Origin of the sequence: Diaphorobacter sp. JS3050, from assembly GCF_013154915.1 — a bacterium.
Lineage (GTDB): Bacteria > Pseudomonadota > Gammaproteobacteria > Burkholderiales > Burkholderiaceae_C > Diaphorobacter > Diaphorobacter nitroreducens.
The window spans coordinates 3,515,995-3,529,208 of record NZ_CP053553.1 but is presented as its reverse complement, the minus strand read 5'-3'; the positions used below and the strand labels follow the sequence as shown (position 1 = coordinate 3,529,208).

Annotated in this window: 9 protein-coding genes; 7 read left to right on the top strand and 2 right to left on the bottom strand. The window is 68.1% G+C overall.

The window, feature by feature from the left end; genetic code table 11:
- Positions 1 to 84 precede the first annotated feature (84 nt).
- Positions 85 to 258, top strand: coding sequence for a hypothetical protein (locus tag HND92_RS16815; RefSeq protein ID WP_162844577.1), 174 nt, complete (start codon positions 85 to 87; stop codon positions 256 to 258).
- A gap of 86 nt (positions 259 to 344) precedes the next feature.
- Here HND92_RS16815 and HND92_RS16810 read toward each other — a convergent pair whose 3' ends face one another.
- Entirely contained in the window at positions 345 to 1,469 is a 1,125-nt protein-coding gene (locus HND92_RS16810) for an ABC transporter substrate-binding protein (RefSeq protein ID WP_172208616.1), read from the bottom strand.
- Positions 1,470 to 1,603: 134 nt separating this feature from the next.
- A complete protein-coding gene (locus HND92_RS16805; protein ID WP_088888310.1) occupies positions 1,604 to 2,716 on the bottom strand; it encodes an ABC transporter substrate-binding protein in 1,113 nt (370 codons plus the stop codon).
- Between the two features lie 158 nt (positions 2,717 to 2,874).
- Here HND92_RS16805 and uvrA point away from each other — a divergent pair, with 158 nt between their 5' ends.
- From uvrA to htpX, 6 genes are all read left to right on the top strand, one after another.
- Positions 2,875 to 8,700: an excinuclease ABC subunit UvrA gene (gene uvrA / locus HND92_RS16800; RefSeq protein WP_172208614.1), complete on the top strand. Its 5,826-nt coding sequence runs from the start codon at positions 2,875 to 2,877 to the stop codon at positions 8,698 to 8,700.
- 137 nt (positions 8,701 to 8,837) lie between these two features.
- Positions 8,838 to 9,350, top strand: a complete 513-nt coding sequence (locus tag HND92_RS16795) for a hypothetical protein (RefSeq protein WP_172208612.1) — start codon at positions 8,838 to 8,840, stop codon at positions 9,348 to 9,350.
- A 138-nt stretch (positions 9,351 to 9,488) separates the two neighbouring features.
- Complete coding sequence (gene pyrC / locus HND92_RS16790) at positions 9,489 to 10,532, top strand: dihydroorotase (protein WP_253940060.1); 1,044 nt, start codon at positions 9,489 to 9,491, stop codon at positions 10,530 to 10,532.
- Between the two features lie 34 nt (positions 10,533 to 10,566).
- Positions 10,567 to 11,424, top strand: coding sequence for an NYN domain-containing protein (locus HND92_RS16785; protein WP_172208608.1), 858 nt, complete (start codon positions 10,567 to 10,569; stop codon positions 11,422 to 11,424).
- Positions 11,421 to 12,194, top strand: a complete 774-nt coding sequence (locus tag HND92_RS16780) for a DUF3025 domain-containing protein (protein ID WP_172208606.1) — start codon at positions 11,421 to 11,423, stop codon at positions 12,192 to 12,194. The genes HND92_RS16785 and HND92_RS16780 overlap by 4 nt, the downstream gene beginning before the upstream one ends.
- Before the next feature lie 127 nt (positions 12,195 to 12,321).
- Positions 12,322 to 13,200 carry a protease HtpX gene (gene htpX / locus HND92_RS16775; RefSeq protein WP_047350709.1) on the top strand — a complete coding sequence of 293 codons (879 nt, stop codon included), beginning with the start codon at positions 12,322 to 12,324 and terminating at the stop codon, positions 13,198 to 13,200.
- Positions 13,201 to 13,214: the final 14 nt, after the last annotated feature.

The window sequence follows — 13,214 nt, the reverse complement described above, 5'->3', positions numbered from 1 at the left end:
GCTTGCGATCAGACAGGCCTCACACGATGGTGTGAGGCTTTTTTATTGGTGCCGCCCTTTTCCGTCGACAACAATTTTCAGGAGATGAGCATGTGGAAGATCGTGGTGGGTTTCGTGGTGTTCGCAGTGATCATGCTGTTCGTGATCATGAAGGCAGGAGACCAGGTGGACATGAGCGGTGAAAAGCATGGGGTGGAAGCGACGCACGTGCCCGAGTCCGCAGCTGCTCCCGCGTCCGGCGCCAGCGCAGCGCAGTGAACCGGCCCCACCCATCCAAAACGCGGAGCCAGGCTCCGCGTTTTGGATGGGGCGGTGGACTCCGCCGCCTTGGCGTTACGGCCCGCTCAGCGCTGGAACCGGCCGTCCGCTCCGATGATGGACAGGTCGGCGAAGTCCAGCCCCGAGTGTTCCTTTGCGCTGTAGGAAAGCTCCAGGCCCCCCAGGTCGAATTTGCTCAGGCTTTCCAGGGCCGCGTGCAGCCGTGCACGGTCCGGCTTGGGGCCGGCGCGGCGCAGGCCCTCGGCCAGCACCTTGGCGTTCATGAAGCCCTCGACCATGGCCGGAGTGAGTTCCTTCAGCCCTTGCGCCTTCGCCAATTCCAGGGCTTCTTTGATCACCGGGTAGTTCAGCGACCGCTCGGACGGAAAGACCTGCGTGACGATGACGCCGCGGGCCTGGTCGCCCAGCGCCTTGGTGAAGCCCCCCGACGCATTGTTTGACAGCGTGACGATCTGCCCGCCCACGCCGGCCGCGCGCAGTGCCTTGATGCCGTCCACGACCGCCGCGCCGGTGCCGATGAAGATGACGGCCTGGGGATCCTGCGCACGCACGCGCGGGGCGATGGCTGAGAAGTCTGGCTTCGCCCGGTCGAACTTCTCCACGAACAAGGCGGGCAGCTTGTTGTTCTGCAGGCCCTTTTGCGCACCGGCCAGGCCGTCCTGGCCGAAGGCGTCGTCCACATGCACGATGCCGATGCGCTGAACTCCCAGCAGCGCAAGGTGGGCGATGGCTTTCTCCACCTCGCGCTGGTAGGGCGCGCGGACGTTGAAGATATTGCGGGAAACGGGCTGGTGCAGCGCCATGGCGCCCGTGGAGGGCCCCACCAGCGGCACGCCGTACTTGTCCAGCAGCGCAACAATGCCCTGGGTGTGGGGTGTGCCGCGCGTCATGAACAGTGCCAGCACACCCTTGTCCTCGATGAGCGTGCGGGCGTTGTCCTGCGTCAGCTTGGGGTCGAACTTGTCGTCGAGCGCGACGAGTTCGATCTTCTGCCCGTTCACGCCGCCGCGGGCGTTGACATGGTCCAGGTACAGCGACGCGCCCAGCATCGATTCCTTGACGGTTGCCGCCGCGGACCCGGTGATGCCGACGGTCTGACCCACGAGCAACTGCGCGTGGGCCAATGATGAGGCCGCACTGACCACCGCAAGGGCGCACGCTGCGCCCCACTTTTTCCAATGTGTCTTCATGAGGTGTCTCTTCCCTGTGTATTTGCGCGTGAGTGCGAGCAGGGGCGAGTGTATCGGCGGCAGCCTACGCTGGAATGACGTGCCGCAGACGCCGCGCGATCACCCAGGCGGCGTCTGACCTCATGAAAGGGGTTTCAGCGGCGGAACTTGCCGTCCGTGCCGATGATGGAAAGATCGGCGAAATCCAGGCCCGTGTGATCGTCGGGGCCGTAGGAGATGTCCAGCCCGCCCAGATCGAACTTCTGGATGGATTCCAGGGCCGTCTGAATCTTCTCGCGCGACGGCTTCGGGCCGGCGCGGCGCAGGCCTTCGACCAGCACCTTGGCGGCGGCAAAACCTTCGAGCATGGCCGGGCTGACCTCGGTCATTCCCTTGGCCTTGGCCAGGTCGATGGCTTCCTTGACCAGCGGGAAGGTCAGGCTGCGCTCGTTCGGGTAGACCTGCGTGACGATCACGCCGCGGGCATTTTCGCCCAGGCTCTTGATGAAGCCGCCCGAGGCATTGTTGGACAGCGTGACCACCTGTGCCGTGGAGCCCGCCTGGCGCAGCGCGTTGTAGCCATCCACCACCGACGTGCCCGAGGCGACCATCAGGACGGCCTGGGCCTGCGCCTGGGAGATCTTGGCCACCAGCGGGGTGAAGTCCGGCTTGGCGCGATTGAACTTCTCCAGCACCACGGGCTGCAGCTTGGCCTGGGCCAGGCCTTTCTGCGCGCCCGTCACGCCATCGGCGCCGAAGCTGTCGTCCGCATACAGCACGGCGATGCGCGTGATGCCCATCGAGGCCAGGTGGGTCATGGCCTTCTCGGCCTCGCGCTGGTAGGTGGCGCGCACGTTGAAGATGTGCTTGCGCACCGGCTGGTGCAGCACCATGGCGCCCGTGGACGGGCCCACCAGGGCCACGCCATGCTTGTCCAGGTGCGGGATCATGGATTCGGTGTGGGGCGTGCCGCGCGTGAGGAACATGACATGCACGTTCTTGTCCTCGATCAGCGTGCGCGCGTTCTCGCCGGCGGTTTTGGGGTCGAACTTGTCGTCCATCGAGATCAGTTCGATCTTCTGCCCGTGCACGCCGCCCTTGCCATTGACCGCGTCCAGGAACAGCTTGGCGCCCTGCGTGGTCTCCTGCACCCCTGCGGCCACCTGGCCGGAGAACCCGGCCGTTTGCCCCACCAGGATCTGTGCATGGCTTGCGCCCAGCGTTGCGCCCAGGACCAGGGCGGCCCCCCATTTATGCCATGGCTGCATGGCGTCTCCTCTCTTTGGTTGTTGGTGCGGCGCAGTCTAACGGATAGGGCCGGATGCGCCATCACCTGCGTGACCGGCTGTGGTGTGGTGTCCACCCGGTCGATGCGGAATCCGGCTCGTCCCTAGAATGTTCCGCCTCATTGCAGAAAGACCCGCTCATGACCCAGGGACTGATCCGTATCCACGGCGCGCGCCAGCACAACCTCAAGAACATCGACCTGGACATCCGCACGGGCGAGCTCACCGTGGTCACCGGTCCCAGCGGCTCCGGCAAGTCCAGCCTGGTGTTCGACACGCTGTATGCCGAGGGCCAGCGCCGCTACGTGGAGACCTTCAGCGCCTACGCGCGCCAGTTCCTGGACCGCATGGACAAGCCCGCCGTGGACAAGGTGGAGGGCGTGCCCCCGGCCATCGCCATCGACCAGACCAACCCGGTGCGCTCGTCGCGCTCCACCGTGGGCACGATGACCGAGCTGAACGACCACCTCAAGCTGCTGTTCGCGCGCGCCGGCCAACTCTTCGACCGCGAGACGGCGCTGCCTGTGCGCCACGATTCGCCGGACACCATCCATGCCGAGTTGCAGCGGCGCTGCGCGGCGGAGGACGACCCGCGCATCGTGCTCACTTTTCCCGTGGAACTGCCCGCGGGCACCACCGCGGAACAGCTGGAGCAATGGCTGTCGGCCAGCGGCTTCACCAAGGTGCAGGCCGAGCGCGAGGTGGCCACGCCCACCGGCCCGCGCAAGCTGCTGGACGTGGTGGCCGACCGCTTCCGCATGGGCAACGTGGAGCGCGCGCGCGCGGTCGAGGCGATCGAGGTCGCGCTCAAGCGCGGCGGGGGGCGGCTCAACGTCTATCGCCTGCGGGACGATGGCGAAGCGGACCTGTGGCGCTTCTCCACCGGCCTGCATTGCCCCGAGAGCGACCTGCGCTACGCCGAACCCATCGCGTCCATGTTCTCGTTCAACTCCGCCGTGGGCGCCTGCGACACCTGCCGGGGCTTCGGCCGCGTGATCGGCGTGGACTACGGCCTGGTCATTCCCAACGACAAGCTCACGCTGCGCGCCGGTGCGATCAAGACCATCCAGACCCCCGCCTGGAAAGAAGCGCAGGACGACCTCATGCGCCACGCCGAGGCCGCCGGTATCCCGCGCGACACACCCTGGTACAAGCTCACCGCGGAGCAAAAGCACTGGGTGATCGAAGGCACACCCGGCTTCAAGAACGGCAACTGGAACAAGCAGTGGTACGGCATCCGCCGCTTCTTCGAGTACCTGGAGAGCAAGGCCTACAAGATGCACATCCGCGTGCTGCTGTCCAAGTACCGCAGCTACACGCCATGCCCGGTGTGCGCCGGCGCGCGCCTGAAGACCGAGAGCCTGCTGTGGCGGCTGGGCAGCAAGGAGGACGCCGATGCCGTGCTCGACCCCGCGCAGCGCTTCCTGCCGCAGGGCGTGGCCTGGACGCGCGCGCAGCTGGAGGCGCTGCCCGGCCTGTGCCTGCACGACCTGATGTTGTTGCCCATCGACCGCCTGCGGCGCTTCTTCGCGCGCATGGCGCGTGTGCAGAATGCTCCTGTTTCAATAGCTGGTGACGCTCTACAGGTAAGCGCTACAGTCCAAAACGACTCTCAGGCTGGCGATCGTCAGGCGCTGCAGCTGCTGCATGACGAGATCGCCACGCGCCTCAAGTACCTGTGCGACGTGGGCATCGGCTACCTCACGCTGGACCGGCAAAGCCGCACGCTGTCGGGTGGCGAGGTGCAGCGCATCAACCTCACCACGGCGTTGGGCACCTCGCTGGTGAACACGCTGTTCGTGCTGGACGAGCCCAGCATCGGCCTGCACCCGCGCGACATGCACCGCATCACCGAGGCCATGCTGCGCCTGCGCGACGCGGGCAACACGCTGGTGGTGGTGGAGCACGACCCCGCCGTGATGCTCGCGGCCGACCGTGTCCTCGACTTCGGCCCGGGTCCCGGCGAGCGCGGCGGGCAGATCGTGTTCGACGGCACGGTGGGCGAACTGCGCCGCGCGCCCACGCTGACCGGCCAGTACCTCGGCGGGCACAAACAGATCGGCACCGGGCTCAAGCGCCTGGTGACGGATGCCACGCCGCGCCTGGTGCTGGAGGGTGCGCGCGAGCACAACCTGCGCGATGTGAACGTGGAGTTCCCGCTGCAGCGCCTGGTCACCATCACCGGCGTGTCGGGCTCGGGCAAGTCCACGCTGATCCAGGACGTGCTGGCGCCCGCGCTCATGCGCCACTTCGGCAAGGCCACGGAGACGCCCGGCGCGCATGAGCGCCTGCTGGGCGCCGACCACCTGAGCGACGTGGTGTTCGTGGACCAGTCGCCCATTGGCAAGACGGCGCGCTCCAACCCCGTGAGCTATGTGGGTGCGTGGGATGCCATCCGCGAGCTGTTCGCTGTGGCGCCGCTGGCCCGGGAGCGCGGCTACACCGCGGCCAAGTTCAGCTTCAATTCGGGCGACGGGCGCTGCCCGACCTGCGGCGGCTCGGGTTTCGAGCATGTGGAGATGCAGTTCCTGTCGGATGTGTACCTGCGCTGCCCCGACTGCGACGGCAAGCGCTACCGGCCCGAGATCCTGGAGGTGCGCATCGAACGCGGTGGCAGGCTGCTCAACGTGGCGGACGCGCTGGACCTCACCGTGCACGAGGCAGCAGAACTGTTTGCGAAAGACCGCGAGGTGATCCGCGCGCTGCAGCCCATCGTGGACGTGGGGCTGGAGTACGTGAAGCTGGGCCAGCCCGTGCCCACGCTGAGCGGTGGCGAGGCGCAGCGCTTGAAGCTCGCCGGCTTCCTGGCCGAGGCGGCCCGGAGCCAGGCCAAGTCGCGCCAGCCGCTGGCCCGCAAGGGCACGCTGTTCCTGTTCGACGAGCCCACCACCGGCCTGCACTTCGACGACATCGCCAAGCTCATGCGCGCGCTGCGCAAGCTGCTGGACGCGGGGCACTCGCTCATCGTCATCGAGCACAACCTGGACGTGATCCGCGCCAGCGACTGGCTCATCGACCTGGGGCCTGAAGGCGGCGACGCCGGCGGCCAGGTGGTGGCCGAGGGCGCACCCGAGGAGGTGCGCCAGCACCCCACGTCGCACACCGCGCAGGCGCTGCGCGAGTACGAACTGGCGCTGGGCGAGGGCGGCCATTCGGTGCACGAGCAGCAGGCGGTGCTACGAAAAGAGAAGCTGCTCGCGCTGGATGGAAAAGCGCCAGAGGCCAAAAACGCCATAGAGATCGTGAACGCGCGCGAGCACAACCTGCGGCACCTCACGCTGGACATTCCGCGCGGCCGGTTCAACGTGATCACCGGCGTGAGCGGCTCGGGCAAGTCCACGCTGGCGTTCGACATCCTGTTCAACGAAGGCCAGCGCCGCTACCTGGAGAGCCTGAACGCCTACGCCCGCAGCATCGTGCAGCCGGCCGGGCGGCCCGAGGTGGACGCGGTGTACGGCATACCGCCCACCGTGGCCATCGAGCAGCGCCTGTCGCGCGGCGGGCGCAAGAGCACCGTGGGCACGACCACCGAGGTGTGGCACTTTCTTCGCCTGCTGTATGTGAAGCTGGGCGTGCAGCACTGCGTGCACGACGGCGCGGCGGTGCAGCCACAGACGGCCGAGAGCATCGCCGCGCAACTGCTGCGCGACTACCGCGGCCAGCACATCGGCCTGCTGGCGCCGCTGGTGGTGAACCGCAAGGGCGTCTATACCGAACTGGCCGACTGGGCGCGCCCGCGTGGCTACACCCACCTGCGCGTGGACGGCCACTTCCTGCCGACCGCGGGTTTTCCGCGCATCGACCGCTTCAAGGAGCACACCATCGAGCTGCCCGTGGCCAGCGTGGACGTGTCGCCGGAGCATGAAGACACGCTGCGCACGCAACTGTCCAAGGCGCTGGAGCTGGGCAAGGGCGTGGTGCATGTGCTGAGCGGCCTGGACGGCCTGCAGCAGGCGCTGCAGGACGGAGCGCCCACGGCGCACATCGGGCGGTTGCAGGTGTTTTCCACCAAGCGCGCCTGCCCCGTGTGCGCCACCAGCTATGCCGAGCTTCAGCCTTCCCTGTTCTCCTACAACAGCAAGCATGGCTGGTGCCCCGACTGCGTGGGCACGGGCGTCAAGCTCACATCGGCGCAGCGCAAGGTGTTGGACGACTCCGTGCAGTCGGAGGACAACCGCGGCCGCGAGCAAACCTTTGCCGAGCCCGAAGTGGAGGACGTGGCCGACGCCGCCTGTCCCACCTGCCAGGGCACGCGCCTGAACCCGGTGGCGCGCGCCGTGCGGTTCGCCGGCACGCCGATCACCGAGGTGGCGCGCCTGTCGGTGGCCGAGGTGCGGCAGTGGATCGCCGGGCTGCAGCTGTCGGGGCGCGAGGCGGAGATTGCGCGCGACCTTGTGCCCGAGATCCAGAGCCGGCTGGAATTCCTGGAGGAAGTCGGGCTGTCCTACCTCACGCTGGACCGCGGCGCGCCCACGCTCAGCGGCGGCGAGGCGCAGCGCATCCGCCTGGCGGCGCAGCTGGGCAGCAACCTGCAGGGCGTGTGCTATGTGCTGGACGAGCCGACCATCGGCCTGCACGCGCGCGACAACCAGATCCTGCTGAACGCCCTGCACAAGCTCGGCGACAAGGGCAACACCCTGGTGGTGGTGGAGCACGACGAGGACACCATCCGCCGCGCCGACCACATCATCGACATCGGCCCCAGCGCGGGCAAGCGCGGCGGGCGCCTGGTGGCCCAGGGCACGGTGGCCGACGTGCAGGCGGCTGCGGACTCGCAGACCGGCCGCTACCTGCTGCATGCCATGCGCCACCCGCTGCAGGCGCGTCGCCCGGTGGATGCTATTGAAAAAGTAGCTGGTGGCGCACATCCGGCGGGCGCTGGAGGCCAAAACGATGCGGAACCCCTGCGCTGGCTCACCGTGCACGGCGCGCACCTGCACAACCTGCAGCAGGTCACTGCACGCGTGCCGCTGCAGCGGCTGGTGGCCGTCACGGGCGTGAGCGGCTCGGGCAAGTCCACGCTGGCACGCGACGTGCTGCTGGCCAACGTGGCGGCCTGGGTGGGCCAGCGCGCCACCAAGGCCGGGCGCGACGCCATGGATGCGGGCAAGGCGCCGCCGCTGGCCGGCTGCACCGGCCTGTCGGGCTTCGAGACCATCGACCGCGTGCTGGAGGTGGACCAGACGCCCATCGGCAAGACGCCGCGCAGCTGCCCCGCCACCTACATCGGCTTCTGGGACACCATCCGCAAGCTGTTCGCCGAGACCCTGGAGGCCAAGGCGCGCGGCTATGCTCCCGGGCGCTTCAGCTTCAACACCGGCGAGGGGCGCTGCCCGGCCTGCGAAGGGCAGGGCGTGCGCACCATCGAGATGAGCTTCCTGCCCGATGTGAAGGTGCCCTGCGAGGTCTGCCACGGCGCGCGCTTCAACCCCGAGACGCTGGCCGTCACCTGGCGCGGCAAGAGCATCGGCGATGTGCTGCAGATGGAGGTGGACGAGGCCGTGGAGTTCTTCGCCAGCATGCCCGGCATCGCGCACCCACTGCAGCTCTTGAAGGACGTGGGCCTGGGCTACCTCACACTGGGCCAGCCCAGCCCCACGCTCAGCGGCGGCGAGGCACAGCGCATCAAGCTGGTGACCGAGCTCACCAAGGTGCGCGACGACGTAGGCCGGCGCGGGCAGAAAAGCCCGCACACGCTCTACGTGCTGGATGAGCCCACCGTGGGCCTGCACATGGCCGACGTGCACAAGCTCATCCAGGTGCTGCACCGCCTGGTGAACGGCGGCCACAGCGTGGTCGTGATCGAGCACGACCTGGACGTGATTGCCGAGGCCGACTGGATCATTGACCTGGGCCCCGAAGGCGGCAAGGAGGGCGGGCGCATCGTGGCCGCGGCCACGCCGGAGGACGTGGTGCGCCAGGGCACGCACACCGGCAAGGCGCTGGCACCGGTGTTGGCACGCTGACCGGGCCGCGGGGGCTTTTCCTACAGGGGGCGGCGTGCGTGGCTCACACGCCGCCCCCGGGCGCGCTTTCTAGGATCGAACCCATGTTGCCAGCACGCGTTGCTGGCGGTGTTCAACCCCCAACAGCACACAGCGCCATGAATTCCTTTGTCAGAACCTCCTGCGCCGCGGCGGTGGCCGCCGCCACTGCCCTTCTTCTCAGCGCCTGCGGCGGAGGCAACGACGACGATCCCACGCCCAGCGACCAACTGGGCGTGCTGACCGTCACCGGCTCCACCGTGGACGGCCTCAACGGGGTGTATGGCGACGGCAACATCAACCTCACCGATGTGGACAAGAAGAACCCCATCGGCTCCTATCCCGAGGTGTGCACCTTCCGCTTCGACGGTGCCAACCGCGTGGGCGGCAGCGGCCAGGCGTTTGGCGACATCCGCTACCGGCCCGATGCCACATCGGTGTACGAGGCCTTCTTCACCTTCATGGACCGCGAGTTCCGCGCCGACGACGGCTGGAGCGACGTGGCCGTGGTGCGCGACACCGATCGCATCCGCCTGGTCAACAAGACGCTGACGGCCACCGACGGCTCGGGCGCCCGGGTGACGGTATCAGGCGTGATCCCCATGCGGCCCAACCGCCCGCCGGGCTGCTGAGCACCGCTTCCTTCCGCTCTTTCACGGCTCTCTTTTGCTTACCCCTCGCCCCTACTACGGGGTTTGCCCCGGCCCGCTACGGCGCCGGGGCTCTTTTTTGCGCGTGTTGCGCACGTAGTGGATGGGACAATGCGGTCCATGACCGCCACCACCGACACCCTCACGATCACCCGCCCCGACGACTGGCACCTGCACGTGCGCGACGGGGAGCCGCTGCGCACCGTGGTGCCGCACACGGCCGCGCAGTTCGGCCGCGCCATCATCATGCCCAACCTGCGACCGCCGGTGACCACGGCGCAGCAGGCCGCTGAGTACAAGCAGCGCATCCTCGCCGCCGTCCCGGAGGGGGTGGCCTTCGAGCCGTTGATGACGCTCTACCTCACCGACAACCTGCCGCCCGACGAGATCGCGCGCGCCAGGGATGCGGGCGTGGTCGCCGCCAAGCTCTACCCCGCAGGCGCCACCACCAACAGCGACGCGGGCGTGACCGATCTGCGCAAGACCTACAAGACGCTGGAGGCCATGCAGGAGGCGGGTCTGCTGCTGCTGGTGCATGGCGAGGTGACCAGCAGCGACATCGACCTGTTCGACCGCGAGGCGGTGTTCATCGAGCAGCAACTCATTCCGCTGCGCCGCGACTTCCCCGAACTGAAGATCGTCTTCGAGCACATCACCACGAAAGAGGCGGCGCAGTACGTGCAGGAGGCTGGCCGCCTTACGGCCGCCACCATCACCGCGCACCACCTGCTGTACAACCGCAACGCCATCTTCACCGGCGGCATCCGCCCGCACTACTACTGCCTGCCCGTGCTCAAGCGCGAGGTGCACCGCCAGGCGCTGGTGCAAGCGGCCACCAGCGGCAGCGACAAGTTCTTCCTGGGCACCGACAGCGCGCCGCACCCCGCGCACCTGAAGGAGCATGCCACCGGCTGCGCGGGCTGCTATACCGCGCACGCCGCCATCGAGATGTACGCCGAGGCCTTCGACAACGCGGGCGCGCTGGACAAGTTGGAAGGCTTTGCCAGCTTCCACGGCCCGGCGTTCTACGGTCTGCCGCGCAACACGGGCACGGTCACGCTGCGCCGCGAGAGCTGGACGCCGCCCGACAGCTTCGCCTTCGGCGAAGCCGCGCTCAAGCCGCTGCGCGCGGGCGAGGCGCTGCCCTGGCGCCTGGTGGCATAAAAAGCGTCACAACCCACACAGGGGGAGGTCACCCATGGCGGAACGCCAATTGCGCATTGCGCTGCTGATCGACGCCGACAACGCGCCGGCCGACAAGATCGACGAGATCCTCACCGAACTGTCCACGCTGGGCGAGATCAACGTGCGCCGCGCCTACGGCAACTGGACCAAGTCCGGCCTGGGCGGCTGGCAGCAGCGGCTGCTGGAGTTCGCCATCCGACCGATCCAGCAGTTCGACTACTCCAAGCGCAAGAACGCCACCGACATGGCGATGACGGTGGACGCGATGGAACTGCTCTATTCAGAGCGGCCCGACGCGTTCGGCCTCGTGTCGTCCGACGCTGACTTCACCCCCTTGGTCATGCACCTGCGGGCCAAGGGCTCGGCGGTGTACGGCTTTGGCGCCGCGCAGACGCCCAAGCCTTTCGTGAATGCCTGCTCGCGTTTCCTGTACCTGGAGTCGCTGGTCAGCGAGGAAGACGCCGAGGGCGCACCCCTGCCGGCGCAGCCCGAGGCCACGGCCGCGCCCGCGCAACCCGCCCCCGCCAAGACCGAGGATGTGCCCGCCCCCGGCGTGCCGCTGTGCCCCGCCACGCTGCGCGTGCCCACGGCCCAACTGCGCCAGGACACGCGCCTCATGAACCTGCTGCGTGATGCCGTGCAGGCGTGCGCGGACGAAACCGGCTGGGCCCGCGTGGGCGCGGTGGGCACACAGATTGGCAACAAGACCTCGTTCGATGCCCGCAACTACGGTTATGCCTCACTGTCCAAGCTGCTGGCGGCCACGCAGGCCTTCGAGTTCCGCGACGAGGGCACCTCGCGCGTGGCCGTGCGCGACAAGCGCGCGGCGCGTGCTCCGGCCCCGCCCGCCGGTGGGCCGGCCAGCACGTGAGCGAACCCTCCGCCGCGCAGGCGTTGGCGGCCATCGACTGGCAACGCCCCTGGCTTGCGCCGCTGGCGGTTCTGGGGCCACAGGTGGCGGCGCGCGTGCGGGCCGGCGCCTGCGTGGCCGACGCGCTCAACGCTGCCATGGACTGCGCGGGGCTGGCGCCGGGTATTCGCTTCGCGCCGCAGCAGGCACTCCCAGTGGGCGAGGCCTATGAGCAGTTCGTCCATGGCCAGCGCCGCGTGCCCACGCGCGACAACCTGCATGACTTCTTCAACGGCCTGATCTGGCTGCACTACCCGGCTACCAAGCGGCGTCTCAACGACTTGCAGGCCCGCGCCATCGCTGCGCAGGGCGTGGGCGCGGTGCGCGGGCCGCTGCGTGACGCGGTCACGGTGTTCGACGAGAACGGCGCCGTGCTGCTGGCGCCGCAACCTCTGCACGAAGCCCTGGCCGCGCGCGAGTGGCGCCGGCTGTGCGTGGAACTGCGCCCGCTGTGGCGGCAGGCGCGGCTGCTGGTCCTGGGCCATGCCCTGCTGGAAAAGCTGGTTTCACCCCGAAAATCGATCACAGCGCACGTCTATCAAGCGCAGGCAGCTATCAAAAACGAAGCAATGGCGGACCAGGCGCTGGCGCGAGACCTCAGCGCGCCATGGCTCGCGGCCAAGCCGTTCAATCCCCTGCCGATTCTGGGTGTGCCGGGCTGGTGGCCCGAGAACGAGAACTTTTGCTTCTATGATGACTCCCTCGTTTTCCGCAGCGCGCGCGTCGCATAATGCAACCACAACAGGCGCACCCTTCGCTGCCCGCGCGGCTTGAAGCGCCGCGCTCCATCCCCAACTTGTTTTCTGCCCGCCGCGCCTGTCCGCGGCCTTACCGTCGCTTTCCACGGAGAAGCCATCGATGAAACGCATTGCGCTCTTTTTGCTGACCAACGTCGCCGTCGTGGTGGTGCTGGGCATCGTTGCCAGCCTGCTGGGGGTGAACCGCTACCTGACGGCCAACGGCCTGAACCTGGGCGCCCTGCTGGGCTTTGCCTTCATCATGGGTTTTGGCGGCGCCATCATCTCGCTGCTCATGAGCAAGCCCATGGCCAAGATGAGCATGGGCGTGCAGATCATCAACGCGCCGCGCAATGCCGACGAGGCCTGGATCGTCGAGACCGTGCGCCGCTTCTCCGAAAAGGCTGGCATCCAGATGCCCGAAGTCGGCATTTACGAGGGCGAGCCCAATGCCTTCGCCACGGGCGCGTTCAAGAACTCGGCCCTGGTCGCCGTCTCCACGGGTCTCTTGCAGGGCATGACGCGCGAGGAGGTCGAGGCCGTGATCGGCCACGAGGTCGCGCACGTGGCCAATGGCGACATGGTCACCATGGCGCTGATCCAGGGCGTGATGAACACCTTCGTGGTGTTCCTGTCGCGCGTGATCGGCTACGCGGTGGACAGCTTCCTGCGCAGGAACGACGAGAACAGCTCGGGCCCCGGCATCGGCTACATGATCACCACCATCGTGCTGGACATCGTGCTGGGCTTCCTGGCTGCCATCATCGTGGCCTGGTTCTCGCGCCAGCGCGAGTTCCGCGCCGACGCCGGCGCCGCCCAGCTCATGGGGCGCAAGCAGCCCATGATCAACGCGCTGCGCCGTCTGGGCGGCATGCGCCCGGGCGCCATGCCCCCGAGCCTGCAGGCCATGGGCATCACGGGCAACATCGGCAAGCTGTTCAGCTCGCACCCGCCCATCGAGGAGCGCGTGGCCGCACTGCAAAACAGCCCGAGCGCCTGATCCAGCGCACGGTC